Genomic DNA, 15586 nt, shown 5'->3' with positions numbered 1-15586 from the left:
TTAGTATACGTACGCGATGACTTGGCCACCAACGCCCTGCTCACGAGCCTCGTAGTGGCTCATGATGCCGTGGCTGGTCGTGACGACGAGCGTCCCGTAGTCACGGGCGGGGAGGAATCGCTTCTCCCACTTCTCGAACTCGTCGGCACCCGCTGAGTAGCGGGGCTTGACCGGGCCACACTCGTTGATGGCTCCTTTCAGTTCGACTTCGAACTCGCCGGCTTTGCCGTCGTCGACGAAACTGAATCCGTCGATGTACCCGCGGTCGTAGAAGACCTCGAGGACGCTGCCGATCTCGTTCGAAGCGGGCGATACTGTCTGCTCTAGGTGCCCGACGCTTTCGGCGTTGTTAAGCGCCGACAGTGCGTTGGCAAATGGGTCGTTCCCTGTCATTGTTAGCTGTACTTCTTGAAGCCCATGCCCCGCGAAATCTCGCGGAAGCACTGGCGGCACAGCCAGATGTCGTACTTGCCGACGAGTCCCTGTTCGCGACCGCAGCGCTGACAGGACTCGAGCTGGCCAGTTCGCTCACTGGATGCCGTCTCGGAATCGGGCTCGTCTGTGGTTTCACTTTCGCTCATTCGCTCACCTCCACGTCGTAGGTCGACTCGATGAAGGCGACTGCGTCCGCCGGGTTGAGTCGATGCTTCGTCGGAATCGAGCGCGACGCCTTGTCGCGCTTGGCGACGCGGTAGCCGGGGCGGACGAGGTTAACCGTCACGTCAAGCCCGTAGATTCCGATGCTCGGGTCGTACTCCTGACTCGGGAACTCGGTGTGTTCCTCGACGCCGAAACTGAAGTTGCCGGTGTCGTCGAACTGCGTTGCCGACAGTTCGGCGAGTGGCAGTGCGGTCTCGAGGAACGCTTCGGCCATCTCGTCGCGGAGGGTAACCTTCGCACCGATTGGGTCGCCCTCGCGGATGTCGAACTCGCCGACAGTCCGCTTGGCCTTCGTTCGTACCGGCGTCTGCCCGGTGATTTCCCCGAGAATGTCCTCTGCGTTGGCGAGGTCGCGGCCACCGTGGCCGATACCCATGTGAACGACGACCTTCTCGATGCGCGGTTCGCGCATCTCGTGGAAATCGCCGCTGGACTCGCTCTCGGAGCTCATTCGTCATCACCTGTGAAGTTCTCGTCGATGACGACGACGTACTCTTCGACCGTCTCGAAGCCTTCGCCGTCGTCCTGTGAGACGATGACGTTGTTCTGGGCCGAGCCCGGCGTCACCTGAATCTCCTCGATCTCGCCGACTTCGCCCGCGTGGGCGCCGTCGACGGCGGTGACGAGCGCGCCCTCTTCGTATTCGAAGTGAGCGACGACATCGCCGTCCTCGTTGCCGACGACGATGGAGTCACCACCGTCGTAGGTCTGGCCGTCCTCGACGATGAGCGTCTCACCGTCGTGGAGCCCCAGCTGGACGTCGCCACCGGAGACGTGCGTCTTGGTGACGATCTTGCCGAGTTTGGACTGTGCCGCGTCCGGGTCGATTGCGGTCAGCGCTAGCCGACCACCCTCGCCGGGGAACACGCGGTAGTACTCCTCGCGCTCGGTGAAGGCCAGAATATCGAACATCCCGACGGGGCGTTCCTCGTCAGAGATGGCCTTCCCGTTGATGAGGACGTTGTCCTCGTTGAGGGCGTAGCGGGCTTCCTTGCGGTTGTCGGCGTAGCCGAGCACGTCCCGAAGGACGATGAGGAGGGGAACCCCGTCCTCACCGTGCGGGCCGGCACCGGCTTTCACCGTAAACGTCGCGGTCTTGCGCTCTACGGGCCAGCTGTCTGGCACCGAGAGTCGCTTCTGGTGGTTACTCATGCGGAATCATCCTCCGATTCGAGACGCGCCTCGCGCTTCTCGTCTTCGAGGTCTAGGTCCGTCACGCGGACGTTCGAGGTGTCAAGCGGTCGCGGGACTTCCTCACCGTCCGTCTTCTCGAGCGTGACGTCTTCGACGTGGATGACGGCCTTATCGAGGTCCACGTTCAGAACTTCGCCTTCCTCGCCGGCGAAGTCGCCGCGGAGCACCTCGACGGTGTCACCAGCGTTGACGCGGACGTTTCGCTGGCCGTACTCCTCGCGGAGGTCGGCAGACAGCGTCGCCCGGACCTGCTTGTGCCGCTCGTGAAGCGGGGCACGTCGTTGACTCTTGCGTTGTTTGTCTGGTTGCTTGCTCATGGTTCTATACGATCATCGTCGCTGCTGATGCCACACTGCCGAATCGCTGTGCGACTTCCCGTGCGATGGGACCTTTCAGCTCGGTCCCGCGCGGGTCCTCGTTCTCGTCGACGATGACGGCCGCGTTGTCTTCGAACTTGACGCGGGTGCCGTCGGGTCGACGGATCGGCTTTCGCTGGCGGACGACGACGGCTTCGAGCACCTGGCGACGCATTTCGGGCGTCCCCTTGGTGACCGAGACCGTGATCTTGTCGCCCAGCCCAGCCTTGGGGTGGCGGTTCTTCGTTCCCGAGTAGCCGTGGACGGAAATGACCTTGAGTTCGCGCGCTCCCGTGTTATCCGCACACGTGATGAGCGAGCCCTTCTCCAGGCCTTGCGTGACGTCAGCACCGAGTGCTTCCATCAGGCATCACCGTCCTGTTCGTCGTTCGCGGCCTCGTCCGAGCCCGCGCTAACGACGACGTGGCTTTTCGTTTTCGAGAGCGGTCGACACTCTGCTATCGTGACCGTGTCACCGACCGCGAGGTCGAGACAGTCAGGTGCGTGAGCCGGAACGCGGCTCCGCCGCTTCATGAAGCGGTCGTATTTCGGCACCTTCACGTCGTACTCGCGCTCGACGACAACGGTCTTCTCCATGTCAGTGGAGGCTACCTCGCCGTTCAGTGTCTGTCCGCGCACGGAGAGGGCTCCGTGGAACGGGCAGTTCTGATCGGCACAGGCTTCCTCCGGTTCCTGTACGTTCAGTCCTAGCGCCATAGTGAATCTCCTGTGTTCTCTGTGCGACGAGCGGGACGCGCGACGAGTCGGTCGCCGTCGACCAATACCGTCTCGGTCGACAGGGCGAACGAAAATGTCGCGCCGTCCTTCGGCACGTGCCACACCCGGTCGGCTCCCTCGACCGTCAGCATCTGTGTCGTCTCCGCGACGACAGTTCCGCTGATACCGACGGCGTCCGGGTTGGACGCCGTGACGACCTCGCAGTCGAGGCCGACGAGTTCGTGTCGTGGGAGCGTCTCGGGTGTCAGTGGCATTATTCGTTCTCCTGCAGGTCGCCTTCTTCGCCCTGCACCGTCTTGATGCGGGCGATGGCCTTCCGCAGCTCCTTGATGCGGCCGGGGTTTTCCGGCGCACCACCCGCGGCCTGGACGGCCCGGGCGTTCAGTAGTTCGGTCTTCAGGTCGTCGAGTTCCGCCTCGCGCTCGGCGGGCGTCATGTCCCGAATCTCCTGGACGTGGAGGACGGTCATTCGTCGTCACCCTCCTCGTCCATCTCGTCCATCAGCTCTTCGGCTTCGGCTTCGACGTCCTCGTCGAGTTCTTCGTCGACAGCCTCTTCGAGTTCGTCGACGTCGACGTCCTCGACGTCGTCGTCAGTCGGGACTTCGACGTCTTCCTCGACGATTTCCTCGTCGACGAACTCCTCGTCGGTCTCGGAGTCGTCGTCGGCCCCAGCGGCCACGTCCTCGTCGAGTTCCTCAGCGGTTTCGCTGTCTTCGGGCTCGCCTTCGAGGAGTTCCTCGACGGACTCGCCGTCGGTGTCAGCCACGTAGTCCTCGACGTCGACATCCTCGTAGATCTCGAAGTCGTCGGGGAGCTCCGCGTCCGGCGGGATGATCTTGACTCGGACCCCGATGGTACCGAGCTTCATCACCGCGACGCCGACGCCGCTGTCGACGATCTCCTCCGCGGGCTCGCCGTTGTGCTTGACGTAGCCGCGGTTGAACTTCTCCACGCGTGAGCGAGCACCCGTGACCTTTCCGGAGAGGACGATCTCTGCGCCGAGTGCGCCCGACTCCATGATGCGGTCGATGGTGGTGTGGCCCGCTTTGCGGAAGTACCAGCCACGCTCGAGTGCGTTGGCCAGTCGGTCCGCGACGATGCGGGCGTTGAGGTCCGGCTCGTCGACTTCCTGCACGTCGACCTGCGGGTCGTCGAGGTTGAATCGGTCCTCGAGTTCCGTCGTGATTTTCCGGATGTTCTTCCCGCCCTTGCCGATGACCATCCCTGGCTTCTCGGCTTTGAGCACGATCTGGGTCCCCATCGGCGTCTTGGCGACATCCATGCCGCCGTAGCCGGCGCGACCGAGTTCTTCTGCGAAGAACTCGTCTATCTGGGTCCGCTGGAGTCCGTCCTCGATGAACTGTTGTTCGTCGGCCATTAGTCTTCGACCTCCTCGAGGATGAGTTCGACGTCGACCTGCGGGCTGTTCCACGCCGAGGCACGCCCCATCGCGCGGGGCTTGCGACCCTGCTGCTCGCCAACCTTGTGGGCGGCGACGTGCTTGATCGTCATGGCCTCACCGTCGAAGCCCTGGTGGTCGGCGTTGCCGACCGCGTTCTCGAGCAGGTCGAGGAAGGCCTTGCTGGCCTTCTCCGGATAGCGTCCGGCGTCCCAGCCGTCGACCTTGCTTTTGTGGCCGACGCCCGAGTTGTGCTGTTTGAACGGAACGGGCTGGTCGCCCTCGATAACCGCCTCGAGGTAGTCGACAGCCTCGCCGGCCGTTTTGCCCTTGATCTCGCGGGCGATGGCCTTGCTGTGCTTGAAGCTCATCTGCCGCTCCCGGAGCATCGCTTTGGCCGTCGTGTCCGGGTCGGCTTCGACTGAGTAACTGATTCCCATGATTATTTGAGCGGTACGAACTTCGAGGAGCGTGTCGCTCCGATACCGGCCTGACCGTGTTCGACGCTACTCCGGGTGAGCTGGAACTCACCGAGGTAGTGGCCGAGCATCTCGGGCTCGACTTTGACACGCTCGAAGTTCTGGCCGTCGTGGACGGCGAAGGTCAGCCCGACCATCTCCGGGAGCACCGGCATGTCGCGCAGGTGCGTCCGGATCGGATCGTTGGCTGTCTCCTCTTCGCCGGCCTCGCGGGCCTTCTCGAGGAGCTTGTGTTTCTCCTCAGTCAGGCCGCGTACGATACTTCGCCGCTGTCGAGCGGGGAGCAGTTCCGCGACTTCCTCGAGCTCCATTGCCTGCAGCTCGTCGAGCGTGTGGCCGCGGAAGGAGAACTCTCCTTCGTGGCCGATTTGGTATTCTGAGCTCATTCGTTGCCACCTCGACCTGTTCGCTTCGAGGCGATGTCCCCGACCTTACGGCCAGGCGGGGCGTTCCGCGAGATGGACTTGGGCTTGCCGGGGTGCTGGCGGCCGCCACCACCGAACGGGTGGTCGACGGCGTTCATCGCAACACCGCGGACATTTGGCCACTTCGTCCCTCGCGCTTTCATCTTGTGATGCTTGTTGCCAGCCTTGACGAACGGCTTGTCAGTCCGGCCGCCACCGGCAACGACGCCGATGGTGGCGCGACACTGCGGGTCAAGCCGCTTCATCTCCCCGGAGGGGAGCTTGACGACCGCGACGTTGCGGTCGTGGGTGAGCAGCTGGGCGTTGACACCCGACGCGCGGGCGAACTTCCCACCGTCACCGGGGCTGGATTCGACGTTACACACCGGGACTCCCTCTGGGATTTCGGCCAGCGGGAGCGTGTTCCCGGGTGCGATCTCGGCGCTGACGCCGACCTGTAGCTCGTCGCCCACCCCGACGCCTTCCGGCGCGAGGATGAGTCGACGGTCGCCGTCTTCGAACTCGACGGCGGCGACTGGTGCCGAGCGGGCAGGGTCGTGCTCGATGTCGACGACCGTGCCGGCGACGACGTCGCCGTCCTCGACCTTGCGGTGCTCCAGATCAGCCTTGTAACGGTGCGACGGAGCACGGAACGTGGAGGTCCCGCGGCCGCGCCGTTGTCCTTGGATTCGTCGTCCCATCGTTAGAACACCCCAATTCTGGAGGCGACTTCCTGCGCGTCGTCGTCCTCGGAGAGACGAACGACGGCCTTCTTCTCGCCGTCCATCGTGTTCTGCGTGTTGACCTGTTCGACCGTCACGTCGTACTGCTCCTCGACGGCGTCGGCGACCTCGCCCTTGGAGGCGCGGTCGTCGACGGCGAACTGGAGCTTGTTCTGGAAGTCCATGTCGTTCATGGCCTTCTCAGTGACGTGTGGGTGTTTGATGACATCCCAGCTCATCGCTCGGCCACCTCCGCGAGTGCGGATTCGGTGAAGATTGTGAGTCGACCGGGTGCGCCGCCGGGCGCGAGGTCTTCGGTGTTGACCTCGCTGGCGGTCGCCACGTCGGCCCCCGCGAGGTTGCGGGCGGCCGTCGACGGCTCGTCGCTGGTCACGAAGAGAATCGAGGCGGGACGACGGTACTTCCGTCCGCGGGCCGACCCCTGTCCAGCCTTGATTTTCGTCTCGTCGGCGCGGTCGATGTCCGCGTGGACATCGAGCGCCTCCAGCAGCGAGACGACTTCCTGCGTCTTGACGAGGTCCTCGAAGTCATCAGAGACGACGACGGGGACTTCGTCACGGTCGAACTCGTGGCCGCGGTCGGCGACGAGGTCGGCGTCGGCCGTCGCGGCCAGCGCCGAGCGAACGGCCAGCTGCCGTTCCTTGTCGTTGAGGTCGAGCGAGCGGTCCTTCTCGGCTTTCGGCGGGTGGGCGCGTCGGCCCTTGACCGCCTGCGGGACGCGGCGGGCACGGCCGTCCTGCTTCGGGACGTGTGCCTGCCCGCGGCCGCTACCGAAGGACTCGGCCGGCGTTCGGAGGCCGGCGTACTCGTCGGACCCGTAGTCCTGCTTTCGGTTGGCCTGTGCGGCACGTACAGCTTTGCCGATGAGGTCGGACCGAACCGGCGTCTCGAAGACGTCCGGCAGGTTGACCTCGCCGTCTGTGTTGCCGTCCAGGTCGTAGATTGTTGCCTGCATAGGTTATCCCTGGTTCGATTCGTTGGAGACGTAGCGCACCTCGGGGTCGAGGCGCGGCTGGTCGTTCGGACGCACTGCGGGCCGGAAGCGCACCAGGCGCTTGTCCGGACCGGGCACGGAGCCCTTCACGAGCGTGTACGACCCATCGACCTCGCCGTAGTTGACGAAGCCGCCATCAACGGTGGGTTCGTCGCCCTCGCCGATGTCGATGAGGCGCTTGTTGAGCTCGGTGCGCTGGTGGTAGCCGGTCTGCCCCTGCTGGGGGACCGTCGAGCGCACGCGGGACGGGTTCCACGGACCGAGGTTGCCGATCCGTCGACGCCATCCCTGACGGGCGTGTTTGCCTTTCCGCTTCTGGACGCCCCACCGCTTGACGGGACCCTGCGTCCCCTTGCCTTTCGTGACACCGGCCACGTCGGCGTACTCGCCGGCGCGGAAGATGTCGTTCATGGCGTGTTCGCCACCGTCCTCGACGAGGTCGAGGGCGTAGTCGAGGCGGTCCGAAACGGACCCACCGCCGACGCGAGTCTCCATCACGTCGGGCTTTTTCTTCGGGACGCTCGGGACGGCGTCGGGGACGGTGTGCGTAATGAGTCGCAGGTCCCCGAGGTCACCGGCCTCGTGAGCGTCGCGTATCTGTTCCTCAGCAGCGTCCGGGTCGTGGTCCTCCGGAACGTCCAGGGTCCGGTCGAGTTCCGAGTGGAACTCGTCGGTCCAGACTTCCGTCAGCGGACGCTGACCGTACGGCGTGTCTTCGTACGCTCGCAGGGCGACGGCGCGCATCGGCGGCGTCTCGATGACTGTCACGGGGACAGTCTCCTCCATCCCCTCGCGGGGGGAGTTGGGTTCGTCGTTGACAAGCACGACGTGAGTCATGCCTGCCTTGTAGCCGGCGAACCCCTGGACGCCCGGCTGTCCGTCGTCGGACGGCCAGCTGTTGAAGCGAGGTGTCTCGCTCGTCGAGCGCTTGCGCGGGCCAAAGCCCATTGAGCCTTTGCGTGGTCTGCTTGGTTGTGGCATTCGTTTACTCCGTGAGGGTTAGACAGGTGAGGGAGGCGAACAGAGCTTCTTCCGTTCGCACGACCTCACTGCCCTGGTTCGGAACCGTATTCAGCCAGAGGTCGAACCCTTCTGGTTCGTCGCTCGTCTGGTCTCCCCCGACGGCGTCCGGGGCAACGTCGAGTATCGACGGTAACCCGCGCTCGGGTGCCCCGAAGGCGACGGTCATGCCGCCCTCGGCGTCGCGCCGCTCGACCAGTTGGCCGAGACGGGTCGACGTTACCGGCTCGCCGTATCGCGAGGACGCGATAGTGAGCCCGGCATCGTCGCGCGAGAGTGCCGCATCGAGGTCCGCGGCGACAACGTCGAATCCCGTTGTAGGGGCGTCGACGAGTTTCGCCCGGACCGGCCGTCGCGAAGAGACCCTGACGGTCACGCGCTCCCCCTGTGCCACGTCCATATCCGCTGGGACGGGCAGGGAGATCGGGTGTTGCATGCCGCAATTGACCCGGACGCGCCCATCAGCTCCGACCTCGGTCACGATTCCCTGTCTTAACGACCCCGAACCCTCAGATCCGGAGCCGGTCTGTGAACGCACGCGGAGCGGCGGCAGGACGCCGACGTACTCCAGTTCGTCCCGCTTACCCCACATCTCCTTTCGGAGGTGTGGGGGCGTCGCGGCGTACCGCAGTACGGTTTCGACGAACCCGTCTTCCCACTTGCCCGCCCCGTCAGGGTCGGGATACACTGTCAGCCGATCAACCCGGTAGACCGCGGCCGCGCGGGCCACGTAACCGAGCTTGCGAGTTGCCTCGCGTCTGTCCTCGGCTTCCCGTGCGAGGGAAGACGGCACGAGTACGCTGGTCGTCATGCCGTGACGCTTCCACGTCGCGCCACTAGACTGTGCCGATATCTCCCTTTCCAGGGCTTAAAAAGCCCCCGTTTCGCGTTCGCGATGCGTTGCGTTCACATGGTCCGTCATGCCGGTTCGAGACCGATGCAACGGCTCACTGGATTGCCGCTTCCGAAAGTCCATGTCTCGTGACGCCATCACACGATCCGGCGCTCAGCCGGGGCGATGATTGCCCTCACTTCCCATGGTTTTCCCCGGAAAACGGAAGGCTTTTTACTCTCACCCTCGCCAGATTTGATTGCAACGAGGCGTTGCGCGCTGGTACCGAGCGGCCGACGGTCGCAAGGGTCAGGGCAAACGAAGTGCGCGCTGGTAGTGTAGTTGGTATCACGTGACCTTGCCATGGTCACAACCTGGGTTCAAATCCCAGCCAGCGCATTTCTACGACGAACCGTTCTATCGAGCATTGCGTGGCGTGTGTTCGTAATCTGTGGGTCGGAAAACCGAACTGGATTTGGACCCTGCCAATCGCAGCGCCAGCAACGAACGGAGCGTGTGAGGGCGACCGTCTGGTTCGGTTCCAACGCAGACAGACTTCGTCTGGCGTGAGTCGCAATCGATCCGCGATTGCTCACTCCCAGCCAGCGCATTCTCCGATCCGACATCCGCAAGCGAGTGTTTCATCTACCGCTGTCGGGTACTTTGCGCGATCGTAGCGCCACTCGCCACTGGGGAATACCATTATTTGTTACCCCATCGACAGTGAGAGCGCATGACAGACGAGACAGTCCACGAGTCACAGGAAACGCGTAGTCGCAGAGGAATCGCGTCGTACTTCCGACGATTGGCCAACAGACTCAGCCGCGGCGAGCCCGTGCCGGCCGACGAGGAACAGACTGTGACGGTCGCCCCGCCGGCCGAATCTGACTTCGAGGTCGGGGTCGAGCGCGAGGACGGCACCGTTACCCTCGAAATCGAGATGGAGTGGGAGGAAGAAGAGGGGGCAGTTGAGACCGAAGTCGTCGCGAGCAAGGCCACGTTCGAGGTGTATGAGGACCGCGGCGAGCAGTACCGCTGGCGACTCGTCCACGACAACGGGAACATCATCGCCGACAGCGGCGAGGGGTACGCCTCCAAGCAGAAGGCAAAGCAAGGGCTCGAGAGCGTCAAGAACAACGCCCCCGGCGCGTACGTCGTCGACCAGACGAGAGACGAGACGGCTCCCGACGAGGGGGGAAGCAAGGCGACGTTCGAACTGTTCAAAGACAGCGAGGACAAGGCCCGCTGGCGGCTCCGCCACGACAACGGTGAGATAATCGCCGACTGCGGGCAGGGCTACGCCTCCAAGCAGAAGGCGAAACAGGGTCTCCAGAGCGTGAAGACGAACGCGCGCGGTGCACCGGTCGAAGACACCGAGTAAGCGCTTCTGACGGCGGCGTCTTCAGTTCTCAACACCACAGCGGTTAGGTCGCAGGCGCGCGTGTGAACCGATGTGACTTGCATAGGGTTTCTCTCGGTCGCACCGGTCATCGAAGACAGCATGTCGTCGTACGTCGCCGACGCCGTCGCAGCGCTGGAGGCGTTCGACGTCGAGTACGAGACGACGCCGATGGGGACGATAATCGAAGCGGAGGACAGCGAGGAACTGTTCGCGGCCACCCACGCCGCTCACGAGGCTGTCGGGGAGCAGACTGACCGCGTGAGCACGTTCCTGAAAATCGACGACAAGCGGACCGTCGACCAGCAGGCACAAGACAAGGTCGACGCCGTCGAAGCGCATCTCGGTCGGGCGGCCAGAAGCGACGCGGCCGAAGGCGGAGATTAAAGGGAAGGGTGCCAAAGACGGCGTATGGATAGTCTCAATCGAATGGCCACAGAACTCGTCGACGAGGCCATCGACTTCGCGGACGAACTCACGATAGACGTACACGCGCTGGAGGGCGACGCCGCGGTGCTGGATTTCGGTGTCGAGGTCCCCGGCGCTGTCGAGGCCGGCATGCTGCTGGCGGAAATCCAGACGGCCGGGCTGGCGACGGTTCAGTCCACGATGGACACCGTCGGCGGCGCACCGTTGAACCACGTCGAACTGTCGACGGACCACCCGGCGCTGGCCCTGCTGTGCTCACAGAAGGGCGGCTGGGAACTGGCCGTCGACGACTTCGAGGCGCTCGGGAGCGGCCCGGCACGCGCGCTGGTGGCCGAGGAAGAGGCCTTCCAGCGCATCGGCTACCGAGAGGACGCTGACTTCGCTGTACTGGCCCTTGAGACCGACAAACTTCCAGATGAGGATGTTGCAAGCCAGGTTGCCGAGCGCACCGGCGTCCCCGAGACGGGCGTGTTCCTGCCGTCGTTCGCGACGGCGAGTGTCACCGGGAGCGTCGTCGCCGCGGCCCGTGCCGCCGAACTGGCCGTCTTCCGGCTGGCCGAACTCGGCTTCGACCCGGTGTCGGTGCTGTCGGCCACCGGCCGCGCGCCGGTCGCGCCCGTCGCCGGCGACGAGGCGACCGCGATGGCCCGGACGACTGACGCGCTCGCCTACGGCAGCGAGGTCCACCTCACCGTCGACGAGTCCTTCGACCGCTTCGACGAGGTCCCCTCCGTCGCCGCCAGAGAGTACGGCGAACCACTAGAGGGTGTTTTCGAGGATGTGGACTGGGACTTCGCGGAGCTTCCCGTCGAACTGTTCGGCCCGGCCGCCGTCACCATCGATGTTGTCGGCGGCGACACGCACGTCGTCGGAGAGACGAGCAAGCGCGTGTTAGCCGAGAGCTTCGGCCTCTGACCGTGCGCTACAAGGTCGCGCCGCCGCCCCGCTCGCTCTCGTTTCTCCGGACCGCCCGCGAGGCGATTCCGCTGGTCCCCGACAGCGAGGCGGACTGCTGTCGCGCGATTCAGACGGCGACCGACGTGACGGCCCGCGAAACAGCACAGAAGTACCTCGTGTTCCTGCAGGCGCTGGGGCTGGTCGCCGAGAGCGAGCGGGGCTACTACCGGACGCAGACCGACCCCGACCGGGCGGCCCTCGCGAGCGCGTTCGAGGACTCCGTCTTCGGCGTCGACGCCCTCCTCGGCGCGCTCGGCTCGGAGCCAGTCGACGCCGAGGCCGCGTTCGACACGCTCCGGGACGAGGTGCCCCGCTGGGAGCGTGAGCGACACGCCGACTGGGAGGCCGTCTGGCTGGACCGTGTCACGAATCTGCTGGAGTGGGCCGTGCTGTTCGGCCTCGCCGAGGAGACGGCCGACGGCTACAGGCAGTCGACTGACGGGACGAATCAGTAAAACGCCGGGCGCTACGCCGGATCGGTGTCGGTGACGGTCCCGACGCCTTTCGAACTCCCCTCGCGGAAGACGAACTTCTGGCCCTCCTCGACGAGGTAGGAGCGGAACTTGAACCTGACGCGGGCCGTGCCGGCGTCACCCGGGAGCAGTTGTCCACCCTCCGGGTAGAACGCGGCGGCCTCGCTGACCGTTTCGAGGTGGACCACGGGTTCGTAGCCGTCGCCGATACGGGTCGGGTGGTTCAACACCATCACCTCGGCCTCGAACTCACGGACCGGCGACGGGTCCGCGTCGCTCGGTAGCAGGACCATCCCGCGCTCGATGTCTGCCTCGCGGACGCCCTTCAGCGCGATGCCGACGATGCGGCCGGCCTTGGCCTCGTCGACCCGGTGGTAGTGCATCTCGATGGACCGGACCTCGACATCCCGGAAGCTCCCGTCCTGCATCGGTCCGAGGAGCAGTTCGTCGCCGGCCTCGACCTCGCCGGATTTGATTGTGCCAGACGCGACCGCACCGACGCCCTGGACATTGTACGTCCGGTCGACGTACATCCGGAAGTCGCCAACTTCACCGGCAGTCTTGGGCAGCGCCTCGAACATCTCGTCGAGGTCGTCCAGCCCCTCCTTGGTGACGGCGCTGGTGGTAATTACCGGCACGACGGTCTCGGAGATCTCGTTTATTGCCGTGTCCACGCCGTGGCGCTCCACCCGGAGCGGCGTCTTGTCGACCTCTCGAAGTGCCTGCTCGACGGAACGTTCGACCTCGGCGACCCGCTCTTGATCGACGAGGTCGGTTTTGGTGATGGCGACAATCGTCGGGAGATCCGTCGCCAGGAGAATACCGAGGTGTTCTCGCGTCGTCTCTGTCACCCCGTCGTCGGCCGCGACGGTCAGGAGGCCGTAGTCGAGCTTCTGGCCGACGAGGCCGCGTATCGTCGTCCGAAGCCACGGCTCGTGACCGACAGTGTCGACGAAAGAGATCAGTCTGTCGGACTCCTCGACGACGCGAGCGCGGTCGTCCTTTCGATGTGGGTTGTCCATACGGATCGGCTCCCCGTCATCGTCGAAGCCGTAGACGCCGTAGGAGAGGTCCGCGGACAGCCCCCGCTCGACCTCGTGTGGCTGTACGTCCAGAAAGCCGCGTGTCCCGCCCTCGCCGTCGTCTGCGTCGCCGGTGACCAGCGACCCTACGAGCGTGGATTTGCCGTGGTCGACGTGGCCGGCCGTTCCCACGACGATGTGGTCGTCGTCCGCGAGGACCGACCCCTCGGAGACCGTCGCGACGCCCACGATGCCGTCGGTGGCTGTCGACCCGTCTTCGGAGACACCGTCGACGCCCCACGTTTTCACGTCCTCGATGTGTGCGCCGGCTTCCTCTGCCAGCAGGCTGAGTACGTCCATGGACTCGGAAAACTCCGCCGGCGAGATGCCGGCGAGACCACCGTCGTCGGTGACGCCGACGACGTACGTCGCCTCCCCGTCTCCAGAGAGGACGCGGTGGCGGAGTTGCGCCGCGAGGGATTCGAGTCGCCCCTCGGAGAGGTGGAGCTCTTCGGTGAGCCGTTCTTTGAACTCGACGCTGCCGCCCTCCCGCTCGCCGCGGTCAAGCGCGCGCCGGAGGACAGCCCGGTCGGGGCTCATGTTCCCTCGTTACCGTGGGGCAGACATAAGCCTTCCCCGGATTTACGGCTCCAGAGCGCTCCTGAAACCGATGGCTGAGGGTATCTCTCACAGTAGCGCTCGGACGGATATTTATACGCGAAGGCGCGGCCAGCACGGTTCATGGACTGAACCGTCACACGGCCTTCGCAGTTGCGTGACGCCGCGCCGTGTGCGAGCTGGTGTCGATGGCGTCACCTGTTCGCCAGTCCGGTTAGCAACAGGTCTGACAGCGAGTGAAAGCACCGAACGGGGGGTTAGCTCCGGTAGGGCGCAACCGCTTCGAGAAAGCCGTCGCCGTAGCTCGCGTCGGTCACCCGGTCGGCCCGTTCGAGTGCCGTCTCATCGGCATTAGCAACGGCAACAGCCTCGCCGGCCAGGTCGAACATCTGGGCGTCGTTTACCGAGTCGCCGACCGCCAGAAACTCGGCGGGCTCAAAGCCAAGTTCCGCACACACCGCTTCAAGACCCGTTCCCTTGTCGACGACCGGGTCCGTCACATGGTAGGCGAAGCCGGTGTCGAGGACGACAAGCCCGCGCGCCGAAGCCAGCTCCTCCAGTGGTTCAAGCGGCCGGTCGCGCGACACGACGAGTTCCGTCTCGCGCCATCGGTTTGCCAGATCGACCTGCCCGAAGCCGAGGTCGTGGCCCAGATCGCGGTAGGCCTCGCCGACCGCTAACGCCGCCTCGTGATCGCCTTCCAGCCTGAGTTCGTCTGTCGCTTCGACGAACACGACGCCACCGTTCTCGGCGACGACTGTCCGTTCGATACCCAGAAACTCACAGAGGGCAATCGGGAACGGCATTGCCTTGCCGGTAGCGATGACGACGCGTGCAGGCCACTCGCGGAGGACCGGCATGACGTGGGGGTCAATTGCGCGGTTCTCGTCGGTCAGCGTTCCGTCGATGTCGACAATAAGCGGCGGCGTGTCGTTGTCCATACGTCCGGGTCTGGAGCACCGCTTATGGAAATTGCGGTCAGTCGTCAGTCAGCGTCTCGTAGGCTGCCTGCACCTGCTTGAATTCCCGTTCACTCCCGCCGTCGGTGTCTGGATGGACCTCTTTGACTTTCTCCCGGTAGGCCCGCTTGATGGTACTCTGGTCGGCATCCGGGTCGAGGCCCAGCCGTCGGTAGGCCTCTGCCGGACTCGGCCCCGACGACTGAACGCGCTGTCGGCGCTGCCGGCCGCCCGCTGTCTGGCGCCGCTGGCGCTGGCGTCGTTGACGGCGACGCTGGCCACCCTGGCTCGCCTGTGAGCGGCGCGCTCGGCGACCGTCTCGTGGCGGTTCCCACTCCTCTCGTGGGCCGGCTCCGAACCCGCCGCGACGGCCGTTCCCCGTGTTCTGTGCTGCCTGTCGCTCGACCCGTTCGTAGAGGCTTGCCGCCATCTTCCCGCTGAGGTGGTAGTACATGAAATACGTCGACACCCCAAACATGAGCGCCAGAAAGAGCACCGCAGGATTGATTACGAGGCCCACCGCCGTCAGAACGACTGTCAGGCCTCCAAACACCACTGCGATTCCCTTGGTGAGCCCGTCGTACTGCACGCGTTTTCCTTCGGTCCACAGACCTGTAAGCGTCCCGCCTCTCGCCTGCCAATTTGTTCGCTCTCGGACGCCATAGCGGCCACGTTCCCGGAAGAATCAGGAGCGGAACAGCGAGAATGCACGCGGTATCGACACCGCACGGACTGACAGGCCTGGTTTGCCAAAACCGCACTACAGCGGAGGGGCTGACACAGTCTTATTACCTCCCTACGTACTGTTAGTGAGCGTATGTCAGCACACCTGAACCCCCGCCTGTTTCTACTGGATATCTCGGTCACGTCTGGTGGTTCACGAGGACGGGTTTTCACTTTCACCTCGG

Annotated in this window: 24 protein-coding genes and 1 tRNA gene; 5 read left to right on the top strand and 20 right to left on the bottom strand. The window is 64.7% G+C overall.

Annotated features, from left to right (window positions below; all coding sequences use genetic code 11):
- Genes AMS69_RS08675 through AMS69_RS08595 form a run of 17 tightly spaced genes read right to left on the bottom strand, consistent with a single transcriptional unit; the run spans window position 1 to window position 8800 of the window.
- Window positions 1–393, bottom strand: a complete 393-nt coding sequence (locus tag AMS69_RS08675) for a 30S ribosomal protein S8 (RefSeq protein WP_004516956.1) — start codon at window positions 391–393, stop codon at window positions 1–3.
- 2 nt (window positions 394–395) lie between these two features.
- On the bottom strand, window positions 396–581 hold the full coding sequence (locus AMS69_RS08670) for a 30S ribosomal protein S14 (protein WP_053967660.1): 186 nt from the start codon (window positions 579–581) through the stop codon (window positions 396–398).
- Window positions 578–1111: a 50S ribosomal protein L5 gene (locus AMS69_RS08665; RefSeq protein ID WP_053967659.1), complete on the bottom strand. Its 534-nt coding sequence runs from the start codon at window positions 1109–1111 to the stop codon at window positions 578–580. The genes AMS69_RS08670 and AMS69_RS08665 overlap by 4 nt, the downstream gene beginning before the upstream one ends.
- A complete protein-coding gene (locus AMS69_RS08660) occupies window positions 1108–1812 on the bottom strand; it encodes a 30S ribosomal protein S4e (protein ID WP_053967658.1) in 705 nt (234 codons plus the stop codon). Before AMS69_RS08660 ends, AMS69_RS08665 begins: the two co-directional genes overlap by 4 nt.
- Window positions 1809–2171, bottom strand: coding sequence for a 50S ribosomal protein L24 (gene rplX, locus AMS69_RS08655; protein ID WP_053967657.1), 363 nt, complete (start codon window positions 2169–2171; stop codon window positions 1809–1811). Before rplX ends, AMS69_RS08660 begins: the two co-directional genes overlap by 4 nt.
- Before the next feature lie 4 nt (window positions 2172–2175).
- Complete coding sequence (locus AMS69_RS08650; protein WP_004516961.1) at window positions 2176–2574, bottom strand: 50S ribosomal protein L14; 399 nt, start codon at window positions 2572–2574, stop codon at window positions 2176–2178.
- Window positions 2574–2927: a 30S ribosomal protein S17 gene (locus AMS69_RS08645; protein ID WP_053967656.1), complete on the bottom strand. Its 354-nt coding sequence runs from the start codon at window positions 2925–2927 to the stop codon at window positions 2574–2576. The genes AMS69_RS08650 and AMS69_RS08645 overlap by 1 nt, the downstream gene beginning before the upstream one ends.
- Window positions 2918–3202, bottom strand: a complete 285-nt coding sequence (locus AMS69_RS08640; protein WP_053967655.1) for a ribonuclease P protein component 1 — start codon at window positions 3200–3202, stop codon at window positions 2918–2920. The genes AMS69_RS08645 and AMS69_RS08640 overlap by 10 nt, the downstream gene beginning before the upstream one ends.
- On the bottom strand, window positions 3202–3417 hold the full coding sequence (gene rpmC / locus AMS69_RS08635; RefSeq protein WP_053967654.1) for a 50S ribosomal protein L29: 216 nt from the start codon (window positions 3415–3417) through the stop codon (window positions 3202–3204). Before rpmC ends, AMS69_RS08640 begins: the two co-directional genes overlap by 1 nt.
- Window positions 3414–4328 (bottom strand): 30S ribosomal protein S3, encoded by a 915-nt coding sequence (locus AMS69_RS08630; protein ID WP_053967653.1) that lies wholly within the window; start codon window positions 4326–4328, stop codon window positions 3414–3416. The genes rpmC and AMS69_RS08630 overlap by 4 nt, the downstream gene beginning before the upstream one ends.
- Complete coding sequence (locus AMS69_RS08625) at window positions 4328–4789, bottom strand: 50S ribosomal protein L22 (RefSeq protein ID WP_053967652.1); 462 nt, start codon at window positions 4787–4789, stop codon at window positions 4328–4330. Before AMS69_RS08625 ends, AMS69_RS08630 begins: the two co-directional genes overlap by 1 nt.
- Before the next feature lie 2 nt (window positions 4790–4791).
- Entirely contained in the window at window positions 4792–5214 is a 423-nt protein-coding gene (locus tag AMS69_RS08620; RefSeq protein WP_053967651.1) for a 30S ribosomal protein S19, read from the bottom strand.
- Window positions 5211–5933: a 50S ribosomal protein L2 gene (locus tag AMS69_RS08615; protein ID WP_004516968.1), complete on the bottom strand. Its 723-nt coding sequence runs from the start codon at window positions 5931–5933 to the stop codon at window positions 5211–5213. Before AMS69_RS08615 ends, AMS69_RS08620 begins: the two co-directional genes overlap by 4 nt.
- 2 nt (window positions 5934–5935) lie before the next feature.
- On the bottom strand, window positions 5936–6193 hold the full coding sequence (locus AMS69_RS08610) for a 50S ribosomal protein L23 (protein WP_004591553.1): 258 nt from the start codon (window positions 6191–6193) through the stop codon (window positions 5936–5938).
- Entirely contained in the window at window positions 6190–6930 is a 741-nt protein-coding gene (gene rpl4p, locus AMS69_RS08605) for a 50S ribosomal protein L4 (protein ID WP_053967650.1), read from the bottom strand. The genes AMS69_RS08610 and rpl4p overlap by 4 nt, the downstream gene beginning before the upstream one ends.
- Before the next feature lie 3 nt (window positions 6931–6933).
- Window positions 6934–7950 (bottom strand): 50S ribosomal protein L3, encoded by a 1017-nt coding sequence (rpl3p, locus tag AMS69_RS08600; RefSeq protein WP_053967649.1) that lies wholly within the window; start codon window positions 7948–7950, stop codon window positions 6934–6936.
- Window positions 7951–7954: 4 nt separating this feature from the next.
- Window positions 7955–8800 (bottom strand): putative RNA uridine N3 methyltransferase, encoded by an 846-nt coding sequence (locus AMS69_RS08595; protein WP_053967648.1) that lies wholly within the window; start codon window positions 8798–8800, stop codon window positions 7955–7957.
- A 348-nt stretch (window positions 8801–9148) separates the two neighbouring features.
- Here AMS69_RS08595 and AMS69_RS08590 point away from each other — a divergent pair.
- The 5 genes from AMS69_RS08590 (at window position 9149) to AMS69_RS08570 (ending at window position 12061) form a co-directional block, all read left to right on the top strand.
- Window positions 9149–9220 (top strand) — tRNA-Gly (locus tag AMS69_RS08590).
- Window positions 9221–9554: 334 nt separating this feature from the next.
- Window positions 9555–10202, top strand: a complete 648-nt coding sequence (locus AMS69_RS08585; protein ID WP_053967647.1) for an HVO_2922 family protein — start codon at window positions 9555–9557, stop codon at window positions 10200–10202.
- Window positions 10203–10274: 72 nt separating this feature from the next.
- Entirely contained in the window at window positions 10275–10607 is a 333-nt protein-coding gene (locus tag AMS69_RS08580; protein ID WP_053967646.1) for an MTH1187 family thiamine-binding protein, read from the top strand.
- 24 nt (window positions 10608–10631) lie between these two features.
- Window positions 10632–11564, top strand: coding sequence for a methenyltetrahydromethanopterin cyclohydrolase (mch, locus tag AMS69_RS08575; RefSeq protein WP_053967645.1), 933 nt, complete (start codon window positions 10632–10634; stop codon window positions 11562–11564).
- Window positions 11565–11566: 2 nt separating this feature from the next.
- Window positions 11567–12061, top strand: coding sequence for a hypothetical protein (locus tag AMS69_RS08570; protein ID WP_053967644.1), 495 nt, complete (start codon window positions 11567–11569; stop codon window positions 12059–12061).
- Between the two features lie 11 nt (window positions 12062–12072).
- Here AMS69_RS08570 and AMS69_RS08565 read toward each other — a convergent pair whose 3' ends face one another.
- The 3 genes from AMS69_RS08565 to AMS69_RS08555 form a co-directional block, all read right to left on the bottom strand.
- Window positions 12073–13701, bottom strand: coding sequence for a GTPBP1 family GTP-binding protein (locus tag AMS69_RS08565; RefSeq protein ID WP_053967643.1), 1629 nt, complete (start codon window positions 13699–13701; stop codon window positions 12073–12075).
- 275 nt (window positions 13702–13976) lie between these two features.
- Window positions 13977–14660 (bottom strand): phosphoglycolate phosphatase, encoded by a 684-nt coding sequence (locus AMS69_RS08560; protein WP_053967642.1) that lies wholly within the window; start codon window positions 14658–14660, stop codon window positions 13977–13979.
- A 37-nt stretch (window positions 14661–14697) separates the two neighbouring features.
- Window positions 14698–15267 carry a J domain-containing protein gene (locus AMS69_RS08555; protein WP_053967641.1) on the bottom strand — a complete coding sequence of 190 codons (570 nt, stop codon included), beginning with the start codon at window positions 15265–15267 and terminating at the stop codon, window positions 14698–14700.
- Window positions 15268–15586: the final 319 nt, after the last annotated feature.

This window comes from Haloarcula rubripromontorii, assembly GCF_001280425.1.
Lineage (GTDB): Archaea > Halobacteriota > Halobacteria > Halobacteriales > Haloarculaceae > Haloarcula > Haloarcula rubripromontorii.
This window is presented reverse-complemented; position numbering and strand designations above follow the sequence as displayed.

Excerpts from the sequence above, each read along its gene's own strand:
- AMS69_RS08665 (WP_053967659.1), bottom strand. The coding sequence starts at position 1,111 with ATGAGCTCCGAGAGCGAGTCCAGCGGCGATTTCCACGAGATGCGCGAA.
- AMS69_RS08565 (WP_053967643.1), bottom strand. The coding sequence starts at position 13,701 with ATGAGCCCCGACCGGGCTGTCCTCCGGCGCGCGCTTGACCGCGGCGAG.
- AMS69_RS08660 (WP_053967658.1), bottom strand. The coding sequence starts at position 1,812 with ATGAGTAACCACCAGAAGCGACTCTCGGTGCCAGACAGCTGGCCCGTA.
- AMS69_RS08560 (WP_053967642.1), bottom strand. The coding sequence starts at position 14,660 with ATGGACAACGACACGCCGCCGCTTATTGTCGACATCGACGGAACGCTG.
- mch (WP_053967645.1), top strand. The coding sequence starts at position 10,632 with ATGGATAGTCTCAATCGAATGGCCACAGAACTCGTCGACGAGGCCATC.
- AMS69_RS08625 (WP_053967652.1), bottom strand. The coding sequence starts at position 4,789 with ATGGGAATCAGTTACTCAGTCGAAGCCGACCCGGACACGACGGCCAAA.
- AMS69_RS08630 (WP_053967653.1), bottom strand. The coding sequence starts at position 4,328 with ATGGCCGACGAACAACAGTTCATCGAGGACGGACTCCAGCGGACCCAG.
- AMS69_RS08615 (WP_004516968.1), bottom strand. The coding sequence starts at position 5,933 with ATGGGACGACGAATCCAAGGACAACGGCGCGGCCGCGGGACCTCCACG.
- AMS69_RS08585 (WP_053967647.1), top strand. The coding sequence starts at position 9,555 with ATGACAGACGAGACAGTCCACGAGTCACAGGAAACGCGTAGTCGCAGA.
- AMS69_RS08670 (WP_053967660.1), bottom strand. The coding sequence starts at position 581 with ATGAGCGAAAGTGAAACCACAGACGAGCCCGATTCCGAGACGGCATCC.
- rpl3p (WP_053967649.1), bottom strand. The coding sequence starts at position 7,950 with ATGCCACAACCAAGCAGACCACGCAAAGGCTCAATGGGCTTTGGCCCG.
- AMS69_RS08595 (WP_053967648.1), bottom strand. The coding sequence starts at position 8,800 with ATGACGACCAGCGTACTCGTGCCGTCTTCCCTCGCACGGGAAGCCGAG.
- AMS69_RS08640 (WP_053967655.1), bottom strand. The coding sequence starts at position 3,202 with ATGCCACTGACACCCGAGACGCTCCCACGACACGAACTCGTCGGCCTC.
- AMS69_RS08650 (WP_004516961.1), bottom strand. The coding sequence starts at position 2,574 with ATGGAAGCACTCGGTGCTGACGTCACGCAAGGCCTGGAGAAGGGCTCG.
- AMS69_RS08645 (WP_053967656.1), bottom strand. The coding sequence starts at position 2,927 with ATGGCGCTAGGACTGAACGTACAGGAACCGGAGGAAGCCTGTGCCGAT.
- AMS69_RS08620 (WP_053967651.1), bottom strand. The coding sequence starts at position 5,214 with ATGAGCTCAGAATACCAAATCGGCCACGAAGGAGAGTTCTCCTTCCGC.
- rpl4p (WP_053967650.1), bottom strand. The coding sequence starts at position 6,930 with ATGCAGGCAACAATCTACGACCTGGACGGCAACACAGACGGCGAGGTC.
- AMS69_RS08675 (WP_004516956.1), bottom strand. The coding sequence starts at position 393 with ATGACAGGGAACGACCCATTTGCCAACGCACTGTCGGCGCTTAACAAC.
- rpmC (WP_053967654.1), bottom strand. The coding sequence starts at position 3,417 with ATGACCGTCCTCCACGTCCAGGAGATTCGGGACATGACGCCCGCCGAG.
- AMS69_RS08610 (WP_004591553.1), bottom strand. The coding sequence starts at position 6,193 with ATGAGCTGGGATGTCATCAAACACCCACACGTCACTGAGAAGGCCATG.
- rplX (WP_053967657.1), bottom strand. The coding sequence starts at position 2,171 with ATGAGCAAGCAACCAGACAAACAACGCAAGAGTCAACGACGTGCCCCG.